The following is a 23,034-nucleotide window of genomic DNA, read 5'->3' on the forward strand; positions in this document are numbered from 1 at the left end:
AGGGAAACCCCGCCGCGGGCCGGCCGCCCTCGTCACGCCCGCTTCAACCGTGCTCTCGCCGCTTTCACCGATTCCCCCGCGGCGCGACTGGCTTCCTTGGCCCGCTCGTAGCCTTGTTCGGCGCGCTCGAGGTCGCGTTCGGCCGTGCGCAGAGCCGCGACGGCCTGCTCACGCCGCTGCCGGGACGCGTCCCGTTCGGCCCGACGCTCCGACAGCCTGGCGTCGGCATCGGCCTTCCGGTGCTCGGCGGCGGTCACCGCTGCGGTCAGTTCTCCCAGCCGCCGCTCCCTGGCCGCGTCGCGCGCGGGCCGCGGAGGCGTCGCCGGCTCCTTCGCCTTTTCTGTCCGCGTCGCCACCGGCGCCGCCGCGCCGAAATCACCGAAACCCGACCACCGCTCGGGGCGGGCCAGCCGGCCGAGCCGCTCCCTCACCTCGCGTTCGGCGATGGCGGCTTGCAGCGTGCTGGTGATGTCGTCGCGCACGGCGGAGGACGGGTTGCTGACGTCGGCCGCTTGCAGTGCTGCCCGCGTGAGTTCGTCGATCAGCCGATGTTGCTCGGCGGACAAGTCGCGGATACGTTGGCCGTCCATCGCGGCGTGCGCGGCGCGCAGCCGGTCCCCCAGGCCCCCCAGGCGCTGTGCGGAGTCGGTGTGCCGCAGTGCGAGTCGGTTGACGACCCACGCCGCGGTGGTCGGTTTGTTGGCTGCGGCGATCCGCTTCGCGGCGGCCTCGTCCCCGCGGCGCTTGGCCGCGGCCGTCAATTTGGTGCGCTCCGCGACGAAGTCCTTCGGCGGCGCCCAATAAAGACGGTCGAGTTCGTCGTCGGCCATGACCCCCATGATCCCCGCGCCCGCACGCGCCGGTTTAAAAATCGCACGACCGTGGCACCTGATGGGCAACATCTTCCCGCTGGGCGCTGCCTTCAACCCGGCAACCAGCAGAACGCAAGGATCCGACAGCTCAATGATGCCCACGAACAGTGATCGGCCCGCCCGCCGGATCCTCTGGGATCGCAGGCCGCGCCGGTTGCTGATCGCCGCGCTGGTGATCGTGGCCGTGGCGGGCGTCGTCGTGATTGCGGCTTGCGGTCATCGCAACGCGTCGCCGAAAACCGCAGGACCGGCACAAGTCACCATCACACCCGGCCCGGATGCGCGCAACGTCGATCCACTCGCACCCGTGATGGTCAAGGCCGAGTCGGGGACGCTCACCGACGTCAGCATGGTCAACGAGAGCGGCAAGCAGGTGCAGGGTGTGATGACGCCCGACAACACCGTGTGGAAGCCCACGGTCCCGCTGGGCTATGGCCGCACCTACACGTTGACGGTCAACAGCCGAGGCCCCAATGGCCTTGCGTCGAACCAGGTTTCGTCCTTTTCGACGCTCAAACCGTCCAACCAGACGAAGGTTTCGTTCACCACCACGTCGGAGGCCGCGCTCAAAGACGGCGGGACGTACGGCGTCGGGACGGTGGTTGTCGCCCACTTCGACGAGCAGATCGCCGACCGGGCCGCCGCCGAACGGCAGCTGGCCGTGACCACCGACCCCAAGGTGCAGGGCTCGTGGTTCTGGGTCGACGGCCAAACCGCGCACTGGCGGGCCGAGCACTACTACGCGCCGGGAACGGCCGTCACGGCCGAGGCCAAGATCTACGGAATCGCCCTGGGCAACGGCCTATTCGGGCAAGACGATACCAAGGTGTCGTTCCGGATCGGCGACGCGCACGTGTCCATCGCCGACGATGCCACCAAACAAGTCAGCGTCTTCAACAACGGCGCGTTGATGCGGACCATGCCCACCTCGATGGGTATGGGCGGCACCGAAAACGTCGGCGGAAAGAGCATCTCGCTGTGGACGCCGCCGGGTGTCTACACCGTCCTCGACAAGGGCAACCCCGTCGTCATGGACTCCTCGACATTCGGTCTGCCCAAGAACTCGCGCCTGGGTTACCGCGAAACCATCAACTACGCCACCCGGATCAGCACCGACGGTATTTACCTGCATGAGCTCGACGCCACGGTGTGGGCTCAGGGGCATCGGGACACGTCGCACGGATGCCTGAACCTCAACGCCGACAACGCGAAGTGGTTCTACGACTTCTCGGTGCCCGGCGATGTGGTCGAGGTTCGCAACAGCGGCGGCCCGCCGTTGACGCTGGCGCAGAACGGCGACTGGACGATCAGCTGGGACGACTGGCGCAAGGGCAGCGCCCTGAAGCCGACATGAACGTGACGTGACGGAGCTCATTGGTCACCCATAGTTGTGCTCCATTTCACAGTAAACTCTTGACTCGTTCCAGATAAGTGCGTCATATTGGTGCGGTGTCATCGACGGCCGATTACGCGGAACGACTGCGGATGGCCGATCTGCGGGTGACCCGCCCTCGGGTCGCGGTGTTGGAGGCGGTGGACGCCCACCCCCACGCCGACACCGAGACGATCTTCTCGGCGGTGCGCGTCGGCCTGCCCGATGTCTCCCGCCAGGCCGTATACGACGTCCTCAACGCGCTGAGCACCGTGGGTTTGGTCCGCCGGATCCAGCCCTCCGGATCGGTCGCCCGTTACGAGTCGCGGGTCGGCGACAACCACCACCATGTCGTGTGCCGATCCTGTGGCGTGATCGCCGACATCGACTGCGCGGTGGGTGCTGCCCCTTGCCTCACCCCGTCAGACGAGAACGAAATTCTCGACGGCTTCGTCCTCGACGAGGCCGAGGTCATCTATTGGGGCGTGTGCCCCGACTGTTCGACCGCAGGTTCCTAGCTCGCAGCCCAATCACCCCTAAGAAAGGAATGCTGTGTCCAGCGATATCTCCCAAGGCCGGCCGCCCCACGAGGACAGCAAGACGGCCAGCACCAGCGAGAGCGAAAACCCCGCAATCCCCTCCCCCAAGCCGAAATCGAATGCGCCGCTGACGAACCGGGATTGGTGGCCCGACCAGATCGACGTGTCGACGCTGCACCCGCACTCCGCGCAGGCCAACCCGCTCGGCGACGACTTCGACTACGCCGCGGAGTTCGCCAAGCTCGACGTCGAGGCGCTCAAGGCGGACGTGATCTCGGTGATGACCCACTCCCAGGACTGGTGGCCCGCAGACTACGGGCACTACGGAGGCCTGTTCATCCGGATGAGCTGGCACGCCGCGGGCACCTACCGCATTCACGACGGGCGCGGCGGCGGCGGCCAGGGCATGCAGCGGTTCGCCCCGCTGAACAGCTGGCCGGACAACGTGAGCCTGGACAAGGCCCGCCGGTTGCTGTGGCCGGTCAAGAAGAAGTACGGCAACAAGATCTCCTGGGCCGACCTGATCATCTTCGCCGGCAACTGCGCCCTGGAGTCGATGGGATTCAAGACCTTCGGCTTCGGCTTCGGCCGTGAGGACGTCTGGGAGCCCGAGGAGGTTCTCTGGGGCGAAGAGGACACCTGGTTGGGCACCGACAAGCGCTACTCGGGCAAGCGGGACCTCGCCCAGCCTTACGGGGCCACCACGATGGGCCTGATCTATGTGAATCCCGAGGGCCCCGAGGGTAAGCCGGACCCCGTCGCCGCCGCGATCGACATCCGCGAAACGTTCGGCCGGATGGCGATGAACGACGAGGAGACCGCCGCATTGATCGTCGGTGGGCACAGCTTCGGCAAGACCCACGGCGCCGGCAGCGGCGATCTGGTCGGCCCCGAGCCCGAGGCCGCCCCGATCGAACAGCAGGGGCTGGGCTGGAAGAGCTCGTATGGCACCGGCGTCGGCAAGGACGCCATCACCAGCGGCCTGGAGGTCGTCTGGACGCCCACCCCGACCAAGTGGGACAACACCTTCCTGGAGACCCTCTACGGCTACGAATGGGAGCTCACCAAGAGCCCCGGCGATGCCTGGCAGTTCGTCGCCAAGGACGGCGCCGGCGCGGGCACCATCCCCGATCCGTTCGGCGGCCCGGGCCGCGCGCCGACGATGCTGGTCACCGACATCTCGATGCGCGAGTCCCCGATCTATCGCGACATCACCCGGCGCTGGCTGGACCACCCCGAGGAGCTCGCCGATGCGTTCGCCAAGGCCTGGTACAAGCTGCTGCACCGCGACATGGGACCGGTCAGCCGCTACCTCGGGCCGTGGGTTGCCGAGCCGCAGCTGTGGCAGGACCCGGTCCCGCCGGTCGACCACGAGCTGGTCGACGACAAGGACGTCGCGGCGCTGAAGCAAAAGGTGCTCGACTCGGGCCTGTCGGTTCCGCAGCTGGTCAAGACGGCCTGGTCCGCGGCGTCCAGCTTCCGGCGCACCGACAAGCGGGGCGGCGCCAACGGGGCGCGGCTGCGCCTCGAGCCGCAGCGCAGCTGGGAGGTCAACGAGCCCTCCGAGCTGGACAAGGTCCTGCCCGCGCTGGAGAAGATCCAGCAGGACTTCAACGCGTCCGCGTCGGGCGGCAAGAAGATCTCGCTGGCCGACCTGATCGTGCTGGCCGGATCCGCGGCGGTCGAGAAGGCGGCCAAGGACGCCGGCTACGAGATCTCGGTGCACTTCGCGCCCGGGCGCACCGACGCCTCGCAGGAGAACACCGACGTGGAGTCGTTCGCGGTGCTCGAACCGCGGGCCGACGGGTTCCGCAACTACATCCGCGCCGGCGAGAAGGCGCCGCTGGAGCAGTTGCTGCACGAGCGGGCCTACCTGCTGGGGGTGACCGGTCCGGAGATGACCGTGCTCGTCGGTGGCCTGCGCGCGCTCAATGCCAACCACGGCGGGAGCAAGCACGGCGTGTTCACCGACCGGCCCGGCGTCCTGACGAACGACTTCTTCGTCAACCTGGTCGACATGGACAACGCGTGGAAGACGTCGGAGTCGGCGGAGAACGTCTACGAGGTGGTCGACCGCAAGTCGGGCCAGCTGAAGTGGACGGCCACCGCGAACGACCTGGTGTTCGGGTCGAACTCGGTGTTGCGTGCCCTTTCCGAGGTCTATGCCCAGGACGACAACGAGGGCAAGTTCGTCGAGGACTTCGTCGCCGCCTGGGTCAAGGTCATGAACGCCGACCGGTTCGACCTCAAGTAACGCACGGATACGACGCGACGCCCCGCGGGTTTTCGGCTCGCGGGGCGTCGTGCGTCGTTTAGCGGCTCGCTCAGCGCGCGAGATCCCACTGGCCGAAGTCCGGCGCGAGCACGTCGTCGATGTCGACGTTGATGCCGCCGAGGAGCGGACTCGGGTTCGACGGGCTGTTCACCACGGCCTGATACAGCACCGCTGCGGGTTCCCGCGAGCCGTGCGACCACGATTTCGTCTGCCACGCCCAGCGGCGCCCCGCGGTCGTCGAGTTTCCGATGACGCCGTCCCGGATCGCCCAGCCGCACGCGTTGGCATGCCCGTAGATGCCGGTGCGGCCCACGCCCAATGCGGAGTTGATCCCCCGAAACCATTGGACGGCAACGCTGTTCCAGGTGTTCTCGTCGATGTCGTCGTCGACGCTGAAGAAGATCGGGGCAGACCCCGGGCCCCCGGCCGCGCCGTGCAACCGTTGGGCCGTCTGGGCATCCGCCACACCGCCGTCGAAGCCGCGGGTGTAATCCGACGGGTCCGGCCAGCCGGGTTTGCCGTACTGAAAGTTGCTGACGATGTGCAGGCCCGCCCCGCGCAGCGCGTCGGCGTACCCGCGGGTGAGCGGTTTTGCCTCGAAGTTGGCTCCCGGCCGCGACTCCGACACGTAGTTCACCACGCCGTCATAGCCCGCCGACTTGATCTCGTCCGGCGAAATCCTGCGCTCGGCGAAATCGATCAGCCGCATGTCGGCGGCGAAGGCCTTCCGGTCGTTGAGGGGCGCGGCCGCCGCGCTCAGACCGAGCAGCACCGGTGCGGCGGCGAACTTGAATACGTCGCGCCGCGATACCGATCGTCGCGCGCCGCATTCGCCCGGTGCGGCCGAATCCTGCACGGGCGTGATGCTAACAAACGGCTCGAAAACGGGGCTAGGACGCCGTGAAGCGGGCGGCGCGGCTCCCCCGAAGCGTTCGCACAGTCCATGGCTCGGTAGTGCGCATCGGGCTGTGTGCGCGGGAGGCGGGGCGAACGGGTCAATCCCCTTCGGGGCCGGGTGGCATGATCTTTTGCGTGCCGGATTTCCGTCAGAGCGATTACGCGGCAGCCGGTGACGTGCGAGCTCGTTGCGCTCGATTAGGTAATCGAACTATAGTCTGGACACATGTCCAGTTTGCTGTCACGGAGCTCGGGAGTCCGTTGACCGCGATGGGTTCGGCGTTGTTCCGCGGTCATTCACCAGCAAAGAAGAGTTGAGTATGCGAATTGCCCTGCTGTCCTACCGTAGTAAAACCCATTGCGGCGGACAGGGCGTCTACGTGCGCCATCTCAGCCACGGTCTGGTGGAACTCGGTCATGACGTCGAGGTGTTCTCCGGTCAGCCTTATCCCGACCTGCTCGACCCGCGGGTGCGGCTGACCAAAGTGCCGAGCCTGGATCTCTACCGCGAACCCGACCCGTTCCGCGTGCCGCGGCCCAGCGAGATTCGCGACTCGATCGACCTGTTGGAACTGCTCACCACGTGGACCGCGGGGTTCCCCGAACCGCGGACATTCACCATGCGCGCCGCGCGGTTACTGGCTGGCCGGGCGGCCGATTTCGACGTCGTGCACGACAACCAGAGCCTGGGCACCGGGCTGCTCAGGATCGCCGGCGCGGGACTGCCGGTGGTGGCGACGGTGCACCATCCCATCACCCGTGACCGGGTGCTCGATCTGGCCGCGGCGCGTTGGTGGCGAAAACCGTTGGTGCAGCGATGGTATGGGTTCCTGGGGATGCAGCAGCAGGTGGCGCGCCAGATCCCGGACCTGCTGACCGTTTCGTCGTCGTCGGCGGCGGACATCGTCAGCGACTTCGGGGTCTCGCCGGAGCAGCTGCACGTGGTGCCGCTGGGTGTGAACACCGAACTGTTCAAGCCGGGGTCGCAGCCCCGGCATCCCGGGCGGGTCATCGCCATCGCCAGCGCGGATACCCCGCTCAAGGGTGTGCGCACCCTACTGCAGGCGGTCGCGCGGCTGCGCACGATCAGGGATCTCGAGCTGCGGCTGGTTGCGAAGGTCGAACCCAACGGCCCGACCCATAAACTCATCGCCGAGCTCGGCATCTCCGACATCGTCCACATCACCAGTGGGCTTTCCGACGCCGAGCTTGCCGCGCTGTTCGCGTCGGCCGAAGTCGCCTGCATTCCCTCGCTCTACGAAGGGTTTTCGCTGCCCGCGGTGGAGGCCATGTCCAGCGGCACGCCGATCGTGGCCAGCCGGGTGGGCGCCCTGCCCGAAGTCCTCGGCGCCGACGGCGCGTGCGCCGAACTGGTGCCACCGGCCGACGTCGACGCGCTCACCCGCGCGCTCGGTGACCTGCTGGACTTGCCGGAGAAGCGGCGGAGTCTGGGTAAGGCGGGACGAACCCGTGCGGTCGACGTGTTCAGCTGGGAGGCGGTGGCCGCTCAAACCGTCCGGGTGTACGAGCGGGCGATCGCACGCAACACGGCCGCGGCTGAAGGCGAAGCGCCATGCTGACCGTCGATTTCGACCGGCTGCGGGTCGGGCCCGCGACCAAGGTCATCGACGTCGGGTGCGGGGCCGGTCGGCACGCCTTCGAGGCGTATCGGCGCGGCGCGGACGTGGTCGCGTTCGACCGCGACCCGGACGAATTGCGTTCGGTCGACACCATTCTGCGCGCGATGGCGGAAGCCGGCGAGGCGCCCGCCGGGGCGTCGGCGAAGGCGGTGCTCGGTGATGCGCTGAAATTGCCGTACGCCGACGAGACATTCGACTGCGTGATCGCATCGGAGATCCTCGAGCACATTCCGCGCGACGACGCCGCCATCGCCGAACTGATCAGGGTGCTCAAAGTCGGCGGCACCCTGGCGGTCAGCGTGCCGCGCTGGCTGCCGGAGCGGGTGTGTTGGCTGCTGTCCGACGAATACCACAGCAATGAGGGCGGCCACGTCCGCATCTACCGGGCCAGCGAACTACGCGACAAAATCGTCGACGGTGGAATGCAATTGACGCACGCCCACCACGCCCACGCGCTGCACTCCCCCTTCTGGTGGCTGAAATGCGCTGTGGGCGTGTCAAACACCGACCACCGCGCCGTGTCCGCGTACCACAAACTCCTGGTGTGGGACCTGATGCAGCGGCCGAAGATCACGCAGCTGGCGGAATCGCTACTCAATCCCCTGGTCGGCAAGAGCGTGGCGATGTACTTCGTCAAACAGCCGGCGGCCGAAAGCCCAGCGACCGTGGGATGTGCAGTTGCATCGGTCTAATCCCCCATCGGTCCCGGGCGTCCTCAGTCCCGAGCAGTGCCGTCAAACCGCGGCGTCAATCGCAGCCCTCCAAGAGCCCTCGGGAGCCATCCCCTGGTCTGAGGGCGGTCACACCGATCCGTGGGATCACATCGAGTGTGCGATGGCGCTCACCGCCGCCGGGTTGCTGGAACCGGCGCGCGCCGCCTTCGAATGGAGCCGCCGCACGCAGCGCGCCGACGGCTCCTGGCCCATCCAGCTGCGCGCGGGGGTCGTCGAGGACGCCAACAGCGACAGCAACTTCTGCGCCTACATCGCTACCGGTGTCTGGCACCACGTGCTGGTCACGGGCGACCAGCGCTTTGCCACTCAGATGTGGCCGGTCGTGCAGAAGGCCATTGACTTCGTCATCGATCTGCAGGTCGGCTATGGCGAGATCTGTTGGGCCCGAAGCGAAGCCGGTCCCCTGCAGGAAGCGTTGTTGACCGGCTGCGCGAGCGTTTTCCACAGCATCCGGTGCGCCCTGGCGCTCGCCGCCCTGGTCGGCGAGCCGCAGCCGGAGTGGGAACTGGCCCTGGGCCGCCTCGGTCACGCGATCGCCGCTCACCCGGAGGTGTTCACCGAAAAAGACCGCTACTCGATGGACTGGTACTACCCCATCCTCGGTAGCGCCTTGCGGGGGCCGCAGGCGGCCGCGCGGATCAAGCAGCGGTGGGACGACTTCGTGGTCGGCGGCCTCGGCATTCGGTGCGTGGTCGACAGACCCTGGGTTACCGGCGCCGAGACATGCGAATTGGTCATGGCGCTCGATGCCATCGGCCAGCGGTCGGCGGCGCACCGGCAGTTCGGCGCGATGCAGCATCTGCGCGAACAAGACGGCTCCTACTGGACGGGGCTGGTTTTCGCGGACGGCAAGCGGTGGCCCGAGGAGCGCACCACGTGGACGGGCGCGGCGATGATCCTGGCCGCGGACGCGCTCTCGGACACCACGGCGGGCGCCGGAATCTTCCGCGGCCACCGACTGCCGATGGGCTTGCAGACGGACTTCGACTGCGAATGCGTCGGCGCCGGTCCCGGTCGGTAACGGTCGACTCTAGATCGCTTCGCCCGGCTGCCCGCTGACGCGTTCGAGCACCCGCAGCGACCCGGTGGCCGAAACCTCGCGGAACTGACCGGAATCGGTTGCGCGACAGTAGATGTAGTACGGCGGTCGGCCGCCGTCCCTGGGGTCCGGGAAGACGTCGTGGATGGCCAGTCCACCGCCGACCGTCACCCACTTGGCCCACCCGTCGAAGTCCTGGTTGGCGGCGGCCTCGCTGTGGCCGCCGTCGATGAACAAGAAGTGCAGCGGCGACCGCCAGCCGGAGGCTACGACCGGCGACTTGCCCACGATGGCAACGACGTGGTCGGCAAGCCCTGCGGCATCGAGCGTGCGGCGGAACGTCGGCAGCGTGTCGAACAGCCCCGTGACCTCGTCGACCAGTGAGGCGTCGTGGTACTCCCAGCCGGGCTGATGTTCCTCCGAGCCGTGGTGGTGGTCGATCGTGTACAGCACGCCGCCCGTCTGCTGGGCCGCCGCACCCAGCAACAGGGTGGATTTGCCGCAGTACGTGCCGATCTCGACGCCCACGCCGCCGTCGAGATATCGCACGGCGGCGTCGTAGAGCGCGCGGCCCTCGTCGGCGGGCAGGAAACCCCGCACCTGCTCGGCCAACGCAAACAAGCGCTCGGGTGCGCTCGCATCGACGTGACTCATCAGATGAACCTATCGTTTCCGGCGACAGCGCCGGCGCGGTGGTCGTGGTGGCGATCAGGAGTGTTCACAAAACGTAAGCCCAGCGGCCGGGGCGGGACCGCTTTACCATCATGCTGTGCGCCGCCCCTCGCCCGTTCGTAGCTGTGTTGCTGCTGTCCTCGCCGTGGTCCTGACCGTGGGCGGGCTGGTATTGCCCGCCGCGGTGCCGTCGTCCGGGATCCCGAGCGCCGCCGCGGCCAGCTGCCCCCCGGTGCAGGTGGTGTTCGCCCGCGGCCGAATGGAATCGCCCGGACCGGGAGCGCTGGGCAACGCGTTCATCAGCGCGCTGCGATCCAAGGTCAACAAGAACATCGGCGTGTATGCCGTCAATTACCCGGCCGACACCGAGGTCGCTCAGGGTGCCAACGACATGAGCCGCCATGTTCAGGACATGATCACCAATTGCCCCAATACCCGACTGGTGCTGGGCGGTTACTCGCTGGGGGCGGCCGTCACCGACGTTGTGCTCGCGGCGCCCATTGGTGCGTTCGGATTCGACAGCCCATTGCCGCCGGGCGCCGATCAGCACATCGCGGCCGTGGCGTTGTTCGGCAACGGAAGCCAGTGGGTGGGGCCGATCACCAACTTCAGCCCGATCTACAACGACCGGACCATCGAGTTGTGCCACGGCGCCGATCCCATCTGCAACCCGGCGGACCCGAACACCTGGAAGGCGAACTGGCCGCAACACCTTGCCGGTGCCTACATCGATGCCGGCATGGCCAACCAGGCCGCCGACTTCGTCGCCGGCAAGCTCTGAGACGCGGGAGAGTCGCTCCCGGCCAATAGGCGACCCTCCGATTTGATAGCGCCGGCGCTATCGGATTCGCGAATCAGGGAAATGATCAACCGTCTGGTCACTCGGGTGGCCAACGGGCGCGCTATGCGCAATTTTGCGCTATTACGTGCGAAATATTCAGGCCGGAGTGTTGGTGCTCGAGTACAGCTTGAAGTCGCGGATGAGCGGAATGACCTCGCCACCGGGAATCGCGGCGTGCTGCCGGGCGCGGAAAGCCGGGTGACGGCGCATCGCGTCACGACGTTCGCGCTCATGCCGCTGCGCCGCGGTCCATAACGGATGGGACTGAAGGAAAATAACCGTCGCTCCCGTTGTATTAGCCACGATCGTTAACTCCTCTCAGTACAACCCGCATTAGCTACACCCGGTGGTTATCGGCTTGTGATCTCAGAATGCCCGGCCGATCCTGAGACCAAACCACCCGTGAAGTTGAGAATTAGCCATGAATTTCGACTAATCGTTCAACCACCGCCGTGCCGGCGTCCGTGCTGGCCCGCCGGGTATCCGAAACGGTAGCGGCGACCACCGACACATTTCTGTGTTTCGGCTCCGTACGCCGGCGGCTGCTATGGTCCCTTGCGTATGCCCAAGATGGATCGCCGCCGCATGATTTTGACGACCGGGATCGGCGTGCTGGCAGCCGCGCTGCCTGCGCCGCAAGCCCTGGCCCAACCCTCGGGACGGGATTCGCCCGCGGACCGCCCGCCCGCTCCCGCGGCGCCCAGCGGCCAAACCGGCACCTACGTCTTTCACGACGAGTTCGACGGTCCCGCCGGCTCGGCACCCGACGCCTCGAAGTGGACGGTGGCGAAGGCCCGCGAGACGATCAAAGACCCGACGTACTGGGAACAGCCCGACCACATCGGGCAATACCGCGACGACCGGCGCAACGTCTTCCTCGACGGCAACTCCAACCTCGTGCTGCTCGCCGCCAAGGACGGGCCCACCTACTACAGCGGCAAGGTGCAGAGCCTCTGGCGCGGCGGAGTCGGCCACACCTGGGAAGCTCGCATCAAACTCAACTGCCTGACCGCCGGCGCCTGGCCGGCCTACTGGCTGGGTAATGATGACCAGGGCGAGATCGACGTGATGGAGTGGTACGGCAACGGCAGCTGGCCCTCGGCCACCACGGTCCACGCGAAAGCCAACGGCGGCGAGTGGAAGACCCACAACATCGCGGTGGACAGCGCCTGGCACACCTGGCGCACCCAGTGGGACGAGGCCGGAATCCGATTCTGGAAGGACTACGCCGACGGGGCCCAGCCGTACTTCGACGTACCGGCGAGCGCGCTGCCCGATTGGCCCTTCAACGCGCCGGGCTACACCGTCTATCCGGTGTTCAACCTCGCGGTGGCGGGCTCCGGCGGCGGCGACCCCGGGCCCGGAAGCTATCCCGCCAGCATGCTGGTCGACTGGATACGGGTCTGGTAGTCGAGGGCCCGGCAGCGTTCGAGCAGTGCCGTCGTTGGCGCCTCCCGGAACGCCAGCACCATGTGCTCGCAGCCGAGTTGCTCGAATTCGGGCAACAGCGCGAGTTGCTCGTCCACCTGACCGGGTTCCGCCGGGTGTAGTGACACCTGTGCGGAGCGCTCGATCTCGCCCGGGTCGCGTCCCACGACGACACACGCCTCAGAGAGCCGGCCGTTGACTGCGCCCCATCGTTCTGGCCCCTCGTGTCCCGGCATGTTCCACATGTCCGCGTGACGTGCGATGACGCTCAACATCTTCGGTTCCGTGCCGCCGATCACGATCGGCGGGTGCGGGCGCTGCAGGGGCTTCGGTTCGCAGAGCGCGTCTTGGAGGGTGAAGAACCTCCCCTTGAAGGTCACCGATTCCTCGGCCCAGAGCCGACGGATCACGGTCAGCGCCTCGTCGACCATCGCGACGCGGGTGCCCGGGCCAGGGAACGCGATCCCATAGCCGCGATGTTCGGCCTCGTGCCATCCGGCGCCGATCCCGAAGTTGAGCCGCCCGCCGGAGATGTGGTCGACGGTGACCGCCATCTTGGCGAGGATCGCGGGGTTCCGGTACGTGACACCGGGTACCAGGCAACCGATGCGCGCCTGTCGGGTCACCACGGCCATAGCGGCCAGCGCGGTCCATCCCTCGAAGGTGGGGTCGGTGTGTTCCATCGGCCCGTAAAAATGGTCGTAATCCCACACCGTGTCAAAACCGAGGTTGTCGGCGATGCGCCACAACTGCTCGAGTTCGGGATATTTGAAACCCAGGTCGAATTTGACCGTGATGCGCATGCGGCGATATTAAGACCGGCGCCGCGCTGCCGCAGGCGCAAAGGGCCAGATCCCCGAATTGTCGTGCGGGCGTAAGGTGCCAGACCTGCCGCATTAACCGTAGGCAAGTGCGACACGAGCGCTAGCAGACGCAAATCAGTTGTGCCGGTGGCCAACTGGTTCCTTTATGCCCGGCTCAATGGGTAAGCAGGGCCACCGCGCTCCACACTCTGCCGCCCGGGTGACGCGGATCCGGCTGGGGCAGCCAGGCCAACGGGCGCATCCACACCGGCAGGCGGTGAAACCGGTGGGCGGCCGCATATAGCGCCTCCACCTCGACGGTGCGCCAGCCCAAATCTTCGAAATACGCCAACCCGTTTTCGGGTGCGAACTTGAACGGGGCGTTTTGCAACATGCCCGCCATTTTCTTGTTCATCATCTTCTTCAGGCCCGGCCCGGCGAAGTCGAGCATCCACCAGGCGACCTCGGGCCGCGTAATGGCCGCCGACAGCGCCGCGACGTCGCCGTCCTCGAGATACATCAACAGGCCCTCGGTCAGTACCAGCGCCCTGGCGGCGCCGCGCAGGGCCTCGTCGAGGAAGGCGTGGAGGGCGGCGGGGTCGGCCAGATCGACAGCGACACGGGTCAGCCGGCACCGCGGCGCCTCGTCGGCGAGTAGCTGCGTCTTCTCCGCCAGCAACTTCGGCAGATCCGCCTCCACCCACGTGAGTTCGGCCGGGAGGTCCAGCCGATAGGGCCGGGTGTCCAAACCGGCCGCCAGGTTCAGCACTCGGTCGCAGCCGTCGCTGATCGCTTGCGCGATGGCGTCGTCGATGAGTTTGGTCCGCGCGACGAGCCACCAACCGTTGCGGGTCGACCGCGGGACCTTGGCGACGATTTCGCGACCGTGTTCACCGGCCAACCGGTCGGCGAGCGGGTCGTTGAACAGTGCATCGGGCCGGGCGGATTCGGTTGCCCGGTGCAGGGCGGTCCATCGGGCGGTATCGGAAACGTGGGTGATCGTGTGCTCGGGGCTCGACATACGTTGCGTTATAGCAGCGTCGCCGCCGGTTTTACTGCCCGGCCTTACCCCCCGCGAGCCAGGCGCCGGCCACCGCCCGGGTCTGCGGTGGCGGCAGCGCGGCGTTCGTTGCGCCGAGTTGACCGACCTTCACCGTCCACACCGCCGAGGAGCGGTCGATGCAGCTGCCGGCGCCCTGGCTGGGCAGCCACAGCACCGCGAGGTTGGCGTGCGGGTCGCCGCAGCCGTAAACGCCGACGTAGCCGTCGGCGCGTCCGCCCCATGCGCCGCCGTTGCGCAGCAGGCAGTGGGTTCCGTCGTCCAGGGTCAGTGCGAACGGGTCCGGCGTCGCGCTCGGCCGGACGGGCGGAAGCGGGCCGCCGTAGCTGACCCGATGCAGACGCTGCTGCCAGGGATCGTCCACACACAACAGCGATCCGGGCGTCGACGGCCAGCAGGTGCCCGCGCCGGCCGCGCTGGGCGAGCAGTAATAGACGTCGTCGGCCACCGCCGACGGCGACGCGGTGCTGCAGTCGTCGACAACGACGACGTTGCCCTCCGGAGGCGACTCCTTGTAGCCGTTGATCGGTTGGCCGGCGGGGCCGACGGCCACCGTGGTGATCACCTGCGTCGGCGGCGGATCGGCGATTGCGACACCGGGCTGCGCGGACACGGCCAACGCCACCACCGCGACCGGCGCCAGGACAAGTTGTGGCATCGCCTTCATCGAATCCACCTCCGGGTCGAGCGGCGTCCCTTTTACGCAGGGTAGAACGCGCAGGGGTGCGGAGGGTACCGTGCGCTAATGACCGGACGAAACCGTCGTTTCCTGCTGCGCGAACGGCCTGTCGGACGCATCGGCCCCGGCACATTCGAGCTGACCGAAGAGGCGATCCCCGAACTCGGCGACGGCGAGGCGCTAGTGCGGGTCGACTGGATCTCGCTGGACCCGACGAACCGCACGTGGATCAACGACACCCCGCCCTACCTGCCTCCGGTGGGCATCGGCGAGGTCATGCGAGCGGGCGCCCTCGGCGAGGTCGTCGCGTCGAAGAGTTCCACCTACGCCGTCGGTCAGCAGGTGCAAGGGCTGCTCGGCTGGCAGGAGTACGCGGTCGTCTCGGATACGTCGCTGATCAATCCCGTCCAGGTCGCGCAAGGCATTTCGCCGAGCGCCTACCTGGGCGCGCTGGGGATGACCGGCCTCACAGCGTGGATCGGGATTCGCGATATCGGCAAGCCGCAGCCCGGCGAGACCGTCGTCGTCTCCGCGGCGGCCGGTGCGGTCGGCTCGGTCGCCGGTCAGCTCGCCAAGGCCGCGGGGGCGCGTGTCGTCGGAATCGCCGGAGGGCCCGAGAAGTGCGCGCTGCTCACCGACCGGCTGGGCTTCGACGCGGCGGTCGACCACCGCGCCGACGACTGGGCCGCCCAACTGGCCGCGGCGACACCCGACGGCATCGACGTCGACTTCGAGAACGTCGGCGGCGAGCTCATGGACGCGATCTTCGCGCGCCTCAACATCGGCGCCCGCGTCGCGCTCTGCGGCCTGATCTCCGGTTACAACGCGGAGGATCCCCCGCCAGGTCCGCGTGCGTTCGGGAACCTCCTCATCCAGCGCGCCACCCTGCGCGGCTTCATCGTCCTCGACCACTTCGGGCGCGCGGCGGAGGCCATCAGCGAGATCGCCGGTCTGATCGAGGCGGGAAAGCTCACTCCGCTCGAGACGGTCGTCGAGGGGTTCGAGCAGCTGCCGACGGCGATCAACATGCTGTTCGACGGCAAGAACGTCGGCAAGCTGGTGGTCAAGGTCGGCTGATACTCAGCCGAATTCGAGGAGGGCGTAGACCCGCGGAAGGGCGTTATCGGCGGGAACGGAACGATGACAATCCGCCGGCCCACACCAGGATGCCGAGCGGCGCGATACGGATTCCCGCCATCACAAGGAACGGGCCGATGTGCCGTCCCATTCGGGCTAGCCCGGCGCGGACGCCGGATCGATGGGAATTGCGATCTCGTTGCGCCGGCGCATCGGCACCGTCCAGGGCGGGTCGTAGAACCAGGCCTCGGGATCGCCGGCCTGTTGAATCCCGCTGTCCTGCAATATCTTCAGGAGTTCCTTCGTGCGCAAGGCGACCGCCTTAGGGCTGCGGTCACCGCTGAATCGCAGCACCGCGACGGTGGCGGGCGGCACCTCAACGAGGCGGACCTGATCATCGTTGGGCGCGGGAAGGGTTTCCGTCGTCCACTTCGCGGGCATGAAGAACCGGATCGTCCAGCCGGTCTCGCCGCCCGCGGACTGGACGACGGGCGCGGTCATCGCGATCTGCTGGCCGCCCCCGCTCGACTGCTGGCTGACGGGGGTCGTCATCGAGATTGATCGTTTGCCCCGGTTGCCGCCGAATATGTAGCCCGCCAACCGCCGGAATCCGACGTCACGAGCGCGATTTTCGTCGGCGTCGACCGTCGTCTCGGCGGCGATCCGCGGACCGTAGCGGCGGATCTCGACGGCGCCCGTCAGTGGCTCGCGCGTGTACGCCGGCTCCTCGGTGCCGACCCGGATGCCGCCCACCGCCAGGACCGATTCGGCCACCTGCTCGGCGAGCTTGATGGGGTTCATCATCGGACCGTTTCCTTTCTCGATTCAAGCAGCGGCAAGGCTGACCAACGGCGTCGCGAACGCACACCAGAGCGGACACCCTGCGAGCGGGTCCGAGATGCGAGCCGCGAGGGGTGACCGTTCATCTGGATTCACCCACCTGTTGCCGGTGGTCCGCAACTGAGGTTATTCCCCAACAGCGGTGTCGCCCGACTCTTGTCTTTTGGCGCGAACCAGTGGTGACGCAAGCGGTCGGGCGGCGAGTTTTGGGATCGGTAGCCGGTTCTCGCGTCTGTACTTGGCGCAACGACGACGCCAATCCGGCGGCGCCCCACGAAAGGAAGTCAGAAATGAAGATCGTCCCGGCCGGCATTGAAGAGCAGATCAATCGGGTGGACCGGCAGCGCAGCCTATACATCGGCCTCAGCGCCGGGGCGGTCGCGCTGTGGAGCGCCTTCCGCTTGATCTGGGCCCTCTACATCGGGATGACGTTCGGCTGGTTCCTGGGGTCGATGGTGTTCCAGCTCGTGCTGTGGGGCGTGATCGGTGCCGTCGCGGGGATCGCGGCGTTCGGGTTCCTGACTCGTTACGCCAAGGGATCTTGACCCGGGTTCAGCGCAGGCGAAAGTTCCGAACCTTTTGGGGGTTCGGAACTTTCGCGGTTGCGCGCCCGGCTCGAGCCACGGGACTCGTCAGCGCAGTTCTTGGATGCGGATCAGGTTGCCCGCCGGATCGCGGACGGCGCAGTCACGCATTCCGTAGGGCTGGTCCGTCGGCTCCTGCACGATCTCCACGTCGTTGCCCTGCAGATGCTCGAAGGTCCGATCGAGGTCCTTTGTCGCCAAGAGCAACGTGGCGTAGCTGCCCTTGGCCATCATTTCGGCGATGGTTGCTGAACGTGCCCAACGAGGAGCACCCGACGGCGAAACACACCCCAGTGACGCTGAGGTCACCGCGCCGCAGCAGCGCCATCGCCCGCTCGATGCGCCGCGTCATCAGATAGGAATAGGGCGACTCGCCGTACGCCCGGCGGAACTCGCGGCTCAGGTGGCCGGCGGACATGTGCACGTCACGGGCCAGCCCGTCCACGTCCAGCGGCCGCGCGTACTCCCGATCGATCCGGTCGCGGACGCGGCGGAGCAATGCGAGGTTCCGCAGCCGCTGCACATCATCGGCTCGTTGGCGCACGCGGGCTTCCTACGCGCCGACCAACTCTGGGTGGAACTTGGCCGCCATGCGGCGCAGGCCGTCACGCCAGTCAACCGCGGTGCCGCCGATGAGCTCGTGCATCCGTGTGCTGTCGGTGGGGTTGCCGCGGAGCGCCTGGTCGCTCACCTCGAAGACCGGCTCCTTGCCCACCAGTGAACCCAGGTAGCCGCACCACTCCTGGATGCTGACCGTTTGATCGCCGCACCAGTTGACCGTGGTCGCCGGTACGGCGGCCACCTCCAGCAGCTTGGGAATGGTCGCGATGATGTCGTCCTCGTGAATCGGGTTGTAGCGTGCGGGTGCCCCGGGTGGGACCGGGATCGGGATGCCCGCCAGCATCATCTCCATGTGGTAGAACGGCCACCCGCCGTTGTCCCCGTATGGAACGTTGAGCCGCGCGATGGTGGTGGGCACTCCGAGGGCCCGGGCCATGGACCGGGCGACCACCTCCCCGGCGATCTTGGAGATGGAGTAGGTGGGGAACAAAGGCTTGTGGTTGTCGCCCAGGGCGGCACCCTCGGTCCGGGGATTGTCGTCGGGCGGGTCGTAGACGGCGGCGGACGAGCAGTGCAGAAACGCCTTCGCGTCGCGGCAGTGGGCCATGAGCAGGCCCACCGACTCCGCGTTGGCCGCGAGGTCCTTGTCCCAGTTCCCGCTCTTGGCCACCGCGAGGTTGAGGACGTACTCGAAATCATTTGGCAGATCGCTGAACTCACCGGCCGCCAAGTTGACCGTCTGGCAGTGGACGCCTGACTTTTCCAGACCCTCGCGTGCCGCTGGGTCGGTGAAGCGGGCGATGCCCCACACCTCGTTGTCGGTCGCGAGTGCCCGCGCAATCGGGGTCGCGATTTGTCCGGTCGGGCCGGTGATCAGGATCTTCGAGCCGCGCATGCGCTGATAGTAGGCGACGTTAGGAGCGGGCCGACGATTTCGGGCTTTTGGGCGGCGTGCTCGCGCGGTTCGGGCCCGCCTGAAAGTGTGGGCAGCACCCTATCGGCGCCTCTAGAATTGATCTCATCGTCCAGCGCAGCTGGTCCCGACGTATCGGCGCTCATCGCTCGCACAGGAGCACACGCACATGGAACCGCTGTCACACGACCCCGCCGCGGGAGCCATCGGGTTGCAGGTGGTGGCGCTCGCCACCCAAGGTTTGGCTTCCGGCGCGGCCGCGACGGGACCGGTGACCGCGTTGGCTCCCGCCGGCGCCGACGAGGTCTCGATGCTGGCCGTCGCGGCATTCGCCGCCGAGGGCACCGCCATGCTGGCCCTCAACACCGCAGCCCAGGAAGAGATCGCCCGGACGGGCACGGCGTTCACCGACATCGCCCAGATGTACGCCCAGGTCGACGGGGAGACGGCGGGCACTTTGCACTCGGCCGGCGGCCGGATCGCCGGCCAGACTTTCGTGGGGCCCGCGGGCGGCGGTGGACTGCTGCGCGCGGAGATGCTGCCGGGGGCGGGCGGCTCGGCCCCCCGCACGCCGCCACTGGCCAACCTGGTCGCGGGAGGTCCGGTCGCCGGCCCGGCGCCGACGGTGCCGGCCGCCTCGCCGACGGTGCCGGCCGCCTCGCCGACGGTGCCGGCCGCCTCGCCCACGGTGCCGAGCACGGCCCCGGCGATGCCCGCCGCGGTCAATGCCGCGTCGACGTTGCTGGGCGCCGGTGCGGCGCCCCTGAGCTCGTTCAGCTCACTGGGCCAGGGGGCGTCGGCCGGTGGGGCCGGCGGGCCGGGCCTGGCCTCGTCGCTTGCCGGCAATACCGACGAAGGCAAGCGCGACGAGCCGGGCGAGCAACAGCCGGGTGAACGCCTGGTCTAGGCGCCGGCAGGGTCAGGGAGTCACAACCCCGGCTGGTCGTCGATGATGCCGAGCCAGATCTGCGCGACATCGATGGCAACCTTTTCGCTGATGAAGGCGTGCTGCGTGCCGGTGTAGATGTCCCGAAAGGCGCGCTCCAGCCGGCTGCCCTCCCGGATGGACGTGGTGCCGGCGACCAGGTGCGCCCACTCGGCACAGCTTCTGGCCGTGTCGGTCGCGTACACCGCCGCCACCCGCATGTCCGCGCGCAGGGCGGGTGTCAGCTCCTCGCCCGATGCGACCGCGGCCTCGGCCGTGGTGAACGCGTCGAGCACCAGCAGACGCGCGGCGCGCCAGGCCGCGCGGTGGTGCGCCAGCCCCTTCTGGAAGGTGGGTCGGCTGGCCAGCGACGCCATGTCACTCATCCGGAACTTCGTCGCGGCCAGTTCCTGGACGTCGTCGAGCATGCTTTTCGCCACGCCGAGTGCCCAGGACGCATGGCCGGCGGCGGTGACCGGCATCAGCCCCATCCGGGTGGCGGGTGCGGCGCCGCGATGGGGTTGGCGGGTGAACAGCTCAAAGGTGCGGCTCGCCGGCACGAACACCTCCTGGGCGCTGTAGTCGTAGGACCCGGTTCCCTTGAGCCCCTGCACGAACCAGCCGTCGTTGAAGTTGATCTGATCCCGGGGGATCACCGCGACCCGCATCTCGGGGAAGCCGTCACTGATCCAGCGCATTTCGCCGTTGTCCATCGGCAAGAACCCCGCAGCGATGTACTGCGAGTGACCGGTGCCCGAGCCGAAGTTCCACGACCCGCTCACCAGGTAACCGCCATCGACGGCGGCCCCTTGACCGTTGGGAAAGAACTGGCCGCCCATGGTGACGCGGTTGTCGTGCGCCGTGAACACCTCGGCGAAACCCTCGTCGGGCAGGTACGCCGCCGCCGCGAACGACGAAGGCAGGTTGGCGATCCCGATCCAGCCGAAAGAGCCGTCCTGCCAAGCCATTTCGATCCAGGTTTCGATCATCTCGGTGAACGACGGTTCGACACCTCCGGCCGCGCCCGGGTTGAACGCGGACATGAGCCCGGTTGCCCACATCTCGTCGACGATCGCCGGGGTGAGGGTGCGCATCCGCTCGGATTCGGCGGCCTCGGCGCGCACCAGTTCGCGCATTCCCCGGGCCAGCGACACGACCCGGTCATCGGTCTCGGCTATCGACGTCATTCACCTGTCCCATCATTGCGACGGCATCAGCGGAAACTGATATCGGTGACCGTATCAACCGCTCAACGTCCAAGAACGGAAATGGCGCGCTACGGAATTCGCGGCCGCCGGCGGTGCGGCGAAACGTCGCCCTACCCTATGGGTCGTGCGGTGGATTGTGGACGGCATGAATGTGATCGGGAGCCGCCCTGACGGTTGGTGGAAGGACCGCGGCGGCGCCATGGTCGCGCTGGCGGACCGACTCGACCGATGGGCAGCCGCCCAAGGAGACGACGTGACCGTCGTCTTCGAACGGCCGCCGTCGACCGCCATTCCCGCGTTGGTGATCGAGATCGCCTACGCGCCCAGGGCGGCTGCGAACTCGGCGGACGACGAGATCGTCCGCCGGGTCCGAGCCGACCCCCGACCGCACGACATTCGGGTGGTGACGTCCGACAAAGGGCTCAGTGACCGCGTCCTGAGCCTGGGCGCCTCGGTCCACCCCGCGGCCAGCTTCCGTGAGCTCATCGACCCACGGGCCGAACGTTAGCCGCGATCGGGGCTAGCCCGCCGCGGCCAGCGCCGCGTCGTAATTCGGCTCCTGGGCGATCTCCGGGACCAGCTCGGTGTAGGCGACCTTGCCGTCGGCGCCGACCACCACGATGGCCCGGGCGAGCAGACCCGCCATCGGTCCGTCGTTGATGGTGACGCCGTAGTCCTCGCCGAAGTTGCTGCGGAACGCCGAAGCCGTCTTGACGTTGTCGATGCCCTCGGCGCCACAGAAGCGGGCGAACGCGAACGGCAGGTCCTTCGACACGCACACCACAGTGGCGCCGCTGGCGGCGGCGCGCTCGTTGAAGGTCCGGACGCTGGTCGCGCACACCGGTGTGTCCACCGACGGGAAGATGTTGAGCACCACGGCCTTACCGCCGAGCTGGTCGCTACTGACCGCCCCCAGGTCGCCGCCCGTCAGGCTGAAGGCCGGTGCCGGAGATCCGACGGCAGGCAGTTCGCCGACGGTGTTGATCGGGTTTCCACGCAAGGTTATCTGTGCCATGGCGACAGTCTGCCAAGCCCGTCGTGACGGCTCTGGGCCAGGTCCCATGTCCTAATTGGTGGGATACACGGCGTAGACGCCATGCCGGGCGTGCCCAACACTTAATCCCATGGCTCGCAAAGTGGTCATCGTCGGCTATCCCGGCGTGCAGGCGCTCGACGTGGTGGGGCCGCACGACGTCTTCACCGGCGCGGCGCTGCTCACCGAGGGCGGATACGACGTCGTCGTCGCCTCCCCCGACGGGCAGGCCGTCACCACCCCGACCGGACTCGCGTTCGTCGCCGCGCCGCTGCCAGAACCCGGCGAGTGCACCGACACCTTGGTGCTGCCCGGCGGCGGCGGTGTCGACGCGGCCCGGTCGAATGCCGAGCTGATCGGCTGGATCAAGGCCGTCGCCGGAAGCGCCCGTCGCGTGGTCACGGTCTGCACGGGCGCGTTTCTGGCGGCCGAGGCGGGGCTGCTGGACGGGCAACGGGCTACCACTCATTGGGCCTTCGCCGGGCGGCTGGCCCGCGAATTCCCCGCGATCGACGTCGACGCGGATCCGATTTTCCTGCGCAGCTCGAAGACCGTGTGGACGGCGGCCGGTGTCACGGCGGGGATCGATCTGGCGCTCTCGCTGGTGGAGGACGACCACGGCACCGAAGTCGCGCAGACCGTCGCCCGCTGGCTGGTGCTCTACCTGCGGCGCCCCGGCGGGCAGACGCAGTTCGCGGCGCCGGTGTGGATGCCGCGGGCCAAACGCCATTCGATCCGCGCCGTCCAGGAGGCGATCGAGGCGGAGCCGGGCGGTGAGCACGGCATCGACCGGCTCGCCCGTCGGGCGGCGATGAGCCCGCGTCACTTCACCCGGGTGTTCACCGCCGAGGTCGGCGAGGCGCCCGGCCAGTACGTCGAGCGGATCCGGACCGAAGCCGCGCGTCGGCAGTTGGAGGAGACCGACGACACCGTCGTCACGATCGCCGCCCGATGCGGTTTCGGCACCGCGGAAACCATGCGGCGCAACTTCCTTCGCCGGGTCGGTATCCCGCCCGATCAATACCGCAAGGCCTTCGCCTGA

Annotated in this window: 24 protein-coding genes and 3 pseudogenes; 15 read left to right on the forward strand and 12 right to left on the reverse strand. The window is 67.9% G+C overall.

Features of this window, described 5'->3' with window-relative positions; all coding sequences use genetic code 11:
- Positions 1 to 32 precede the first annotated feature (32 nt).
- The gene (locus C1737_RS05280) at positions 33 to 830 is read right to left on the reverse strand and encodes a hypothetical protein (protein WP_102417794.1); all 798 of its coding nucleotides are present in this window, start codon (positions 828 to 830) and stop codon (positions 33 to 35) included.
- Positions 831 to 963: 133 nt separating this feature from the next.
- Here C1737_RS05280 and C1737_RS05285 point away from each other — a divergent pair, with 133 nt between their 5' ends.
- The 3 genes from C1737_RS05285 to katG all read left to right on the forward strand — a co-directional run bounded on the left by C1737_RS05285 (position 964) and on the right by katG (position 5,037).
- Positions 964 to 2,226 carry an Ig-like domain-containing protein gene (locus C1737_RS05285; protein ID WP_102417795.1) on the forward strand — a complete coding sequence of 421 codons (1,263 nt, stop codon included), beginning with the start codon at positions 964 to 966 and terminating at the stop codon, positions 2,224 to 2,226.
- A gap of 95 nt (positions 2,227 to 2,321) precedes the next feature.
- Positions 2,322 to 2,762 (forward strand): Fur family transcriptional regulator, encoded by a 441-nt coding sequence (locus C1737_RS05290; RefSeq protein ID WP_102417433.1) that lies wholly within the window; start codon positions 2,322 to 2,324, stop codon positions 2,760 to 2,762.
- 34 nt (positions 2,763 to 2,796) lie between these two features.
- Positions 2,797 to 5,037, forward strand: coding sequence for a catalase/peroxidase HPI (katG, locus tag C1737_RS05295; protein ID WP_102417434.1), 2,241 nt, complete (start codon positions 2,797 to 2,799; stop codon positions 5,035 to 5,037).
- A gap of 70 nt (positions 5,038 to 5,107) precedes the next feature.
- Here the strand turns inward: katG and C1737_RS05300 are convergent, their stop codons facing one another.
- The gene (locus C1737_RS05300; RefSeq protein ID WP_102417435.1) at positions 5,108 to 5,914 is read right to left on the reverse strand and encodes a DUF1906 domain-containing protein; all 807 of its coding nucleotides are present in this window, start codon (positions 5,912 to 5,914) and stop codon (positions 5,108 to 5,110) included.
- A gap of 361 nt (positions 5,915 to 6,275) precedes the next feature.
- Here C1737_RS05300 and C1737_RS05305 point away from each other — a divergent pair, with 361 nt between their 5' ends.
- The 3 genes from C1737_RS05305 to C1737_RS05315 are packed head-to-tail and all read left to right on the forward strand — an operon-like array spanning position 6,276 to position 9,350.
- Complete coding sequence (locus tag C1737_RS05305) at positions 6,276 to 7,535, forward strand: glycosyltransferase family 4 protein (RefSeq protein WP_102417436.1); 1,260 nt, start codon at positions 6,276 to 6,278, stop codon at positions 7,533 to 7,535.
- The gene (locus tag C1737_RS05310) at positions 7,529 to 8,287 is read left to right on the forward strand and encodes a class I SAM-dependent methyltransferase (protein WP_102417437.1); all 759 of its coding nucleotides are present in this window, start codon (positions 7,529 to 7,531) and stop codon (positions 8,285 to 8,287) included. The genes C1737_RS05305 and C1737_RS05310 overlap by 7 nt, the downstream gene beginning before the upstream one ends.
- On the forward strand, positions 8,274 to 9,350 hold the full coding sequence (locus tag C1737_RS05315) for a prenyltransferase (RefSeq protein WP_102417796.1): 1,077 nt from the start codon (positions 8,274 to 8,276) through the stop codon (positions 9,348 to 9,350). Before C1737_RS05310 ends, C1737_RS05315 begins: the two co-directional genes overlap by 14 nt.
- A gap of 9 nt (positions 9,351 to 9,359) precedes the next feature.
- Here the strand turns inward: C1737_RS05315 and C1737_RS05320 are convergent, their stop codons facing one another.
- Complete coding sequence (locus C1737_RS05320; protein WP_102417438.1) at positions 9,360 to 10,022, reverse strand: class I SAM-dependent methyltransferase; 663 nt, start codon at positions 10,020 to 10,022, stop codon at positions 9,360 to 9,362.
- A gap of 169 nt (positions 10,023 to 10,191) precedes the next feature.
- Between C1737_RS05320 and C1737_RS05325 the strand changes: the two genes are divergently transcribed.
- The 3 genes from C1737_RS05325 (at position 10,192) to C1737_RS05330 (ending at position 12,291) form a co-directional block, all read left to right on the forward strand.
- Complete coding sequence (locus tag C1737_RS05325) at positions 10,192 to 10,821, forward strand: cutinase family protein (RefSeq protein WP_369807517.1); 630 nt, start codon at positions 10,192 to 10,194, stop codon at positions 10,819 to 10,821.
- Positions 10,822 to 10,902: 81 nt separating this feature from the next.
- Positions 10,903 to 11,136, forward strand: a complete 234-nt coding sequence (locus tag C1737_RS26830) for a hypothetical protein (protein ID WP_199182784.1) — start codon at positions 10,903 to 10,905, stop codon at positions 11,134 to 11,136.
- Positions 11,137 to 11,442: 306 nt separating this feature from the next.
- Positions 11,443 to 12,291, forward strand: coding sequence for a family 16 glycosylhydrolase (locus C1737_RS05330; RefSeq protein ID WP_067926670.1), 849 nt, complete (start codon positions 11,443 to 11,445; stop codon positions 12,289 to 12,291).
- Here the strand turns inward: C1737_RS05330 and C1737_RS05335 are convergent.
- The 3 genes from C1737_RS05335 to C1737_RS05345 form a co-directional block, all read right to left on the reverse strand.
- On the reverse strand, positions 12,249 to 13,112 hold the full coding sequence (locus tag C1737_RS05335; protein ID WP_067926667.1) for a TIGR03560 family F420-dependent LLM class oxidoreductase: 864 nt from the start codon (positions 13,110 to 13,112) through the stop codon (positions 12,249 to 12,251). The two genes, C1737_RS05330 and C1737_RS05335, sit on opposite strands and share 43 nt — an antisense overlap.
- A 175-nt stretch (positions 13,113 to 13,287) precedes the next feature.
- The gene (locus C1737_RS05340) at positions 13,288 to 14,133 is read right to left on the reverse strand and encodes an SAM-dependent methyltransferase (protein ID WP_068092589.1); all 846 of its coding nucleotides are present in this window, start codon (positions 14,131 to 14,133) and stop codon (positions 13,288 to 13,290) included.
- A 31-nt stretch (positions 14,134 to 14,164) separates the two neighbouring features.
- Positions 14,165 to 14,830, reverse strand: coding sequence for a hypothetical protein (locus tag C1737_RS05345; protein WP_233214666.1), 666 nt, complete (start codon positions 14,828 to 14,830; stop codon positions 14,165 to 14,167).
- A gap of 87 nt (positions 14,831 to 14,917) precedes the next feature.
- Here C1737_RS05345 and C1737_RS05350 point away from each other — a divergent pair, with 87 nt between their 5' ends.
- On the forward strand, positions 14,918 to 15,928 hold the full coding sequence (locus tag C1737_RS05350) for an NADP-dependent oxidoreductase (protein WP_102417439.1): 1,011 nt from the start codon (positions 14,918 to 14,920) through the stop codon (positions 15,926 to 15,928).
- Positions 15,929 to 16,084: 156 nt separating this feature from the next.
- Here C1737_RS05350 and C1737_RS05360 read toward each other — a convergent pair whose 3' ends face one another.
- Positions 16,085 to 16,732, reverse strand: a complete 648-nt coding sequence (locus C1737_RS05360; protein WP_102417440.1) for a heme-binding protein — start codon at positions 16,730 to 16,732, stop codon at positions 16,085 to 16,087.
- A 326-nt stretch (positions 16,733 to 17,058) separates the two neighbouring features.
- Here C1737_RS05360 and C1737_RS05365 point away from each other — a divergent pair, with 326 nt between their 5' ends.
- Complete coding sequence (locus C1737_RS05365) at positions 17,059 to 17,313, forward strand: hypothetical protein (protein ID WP_067926656.1); 255 nt, start codon at positions 17,059 to 17,061, stop codon at positions 17,311 to 17,313.
- An 87-nt stretch (positions 17,314 to 17,400) separates the two neighbouring features.
- Here C1737_RS05365 and C1737_RS05370 read toward each other — a convergent pair.
- The 3 genes and pseudogenes from C1737_RS05370 to C1737_RS05380 form a co-directional block, all read right to left on the reverse strand.
- Positions 17,401 to 17,598: pseudogene (locus C1737_RS05370) on the reverse strand (VOC family protein); the annotation flags it as partial.
- A 1-nt stretch (position 17,599) separates the two neighbouring features.
- Positions 17,600 to 17,896 (reverse strand): annotated as a pseudogene (locus C1737_RS05375) (helix-turn-helix transcriptional regulator); the annotation flags it as partial.
- 9 nt (positions 17,897 to 17,905) lie between these two features.
- Complete coding sequence (locus C1737_RS05380) at positions 17,906 to 18,808, reverse strand: NAD(P)-dependent oxidoreductase (protein WP_102417441.1); 903 nt, start codon at positions 18,806 to 18,808, stop codon at positions 17,906 to 17,908.
- Between the two features lie 187 nt (positions 18,809 to 18,995).
- Between C1737_RS05380 and C1737_RS27495 the strand changes: the two are divergent.
- Together C1737_RS27495 and C1737_RS27065 are read left to right on the forward strand one after the other, a co-directional pair.
- Positions 18,996 to 19,253, forward strand: a pseudogene (locus C1737_RS27495) (PE family protein); the annotation flags it as partial.
- On the forward strand, positions 19,154 to 19,720 hold the full coding sequence (locus C1737_RS27065) for a hypothetical protein (RefSeq protein WP_369807518.1): 567 nt from the start codon (positions 19,154 to 19,156) through the stop codon (positions 19,718 to 19,720). The pseudogene C1737_RS27495 and the gene C1737_RS27065, both read left to right, overlap by 100 nt.
- A 33-nt stretch (positions 19,721 to 19,753) precedes the next feature.
- On the opposite strand, the gene C1737_RS05395 is transcribed toward C1737_RS27065, so the two are convergent.
- On the reverse strand, positions 19,754 to 20,938 hold the full coding sequence (locus C1737_RS05395; RefSeq protein ID WP_068092606.1) for an acyl-CoA dehydrogenase family protein: 1,185 nt from the start codon (positions 20,936 to 20,938) through the stop codon (positions 19,754 to 19,756).
- A gap of 145 nt (positions 20,939 to 21,083) precedes the next feature.
- On the opposite strand from C1737_RS05395, the gene C1737_RS05400 reads away from it, so the two are divergent.
- Positions 21,084 to 21,467, forward strand: coding sequence for an NYN domain-containing protein (locus C1737_RS05400; protein ID WP_067926638.1), 384 nt, complete (start codon positions 21,084 to 21,086; stop codon positions 21,465 to 21,467).
- Positions 21,468 to 21,479: 12 nt separating this feature from the next.
- On the opposite strand, the gene tpx is transcribed toward C1737_RS05400, so the two are convergent.
- Positions 21,480 to 21,974: a thiol peroxidase gene (tpx, locus tag C1737_RS05405; RefSeq protein WP_067926635.1), complete on the reverse strand. Its 495-nt coding sequence runs from the start codon at positions 21,972 to 21,974 to the stop codon at positions 21,480 to 21,482.
- A 109-nt stretch (positions 21,975 to 22,083) separates the two neighbouring features.
- Here tpx and C1737_RS05410 point away from each other — a divergent pair, with 109 nt between their 5' ends.
- Positions 22,084 to 23,034 carry a GlxA family transcriptional regulator gene (locus tag C1737_RS05410; protein ID WP_102417442.1) on the forward strand — a complete coding sequence of 317 codons (951 nt, stop codon included), beginning with the start codon at positions 22,084 to 22,086 and terminating at the stop codon, positions 23,032 to 23,034.

It is taken from the genome of Mycobacterium sp. 4858 (assembly GCF_900240975.1).
In the GTDB taxonomy this organism is placed as follows: Bacteria; Actinomycetota; Actinomycetes; order Mycobacteriales; family Mycobacteriaceae; genus Mycobacterium.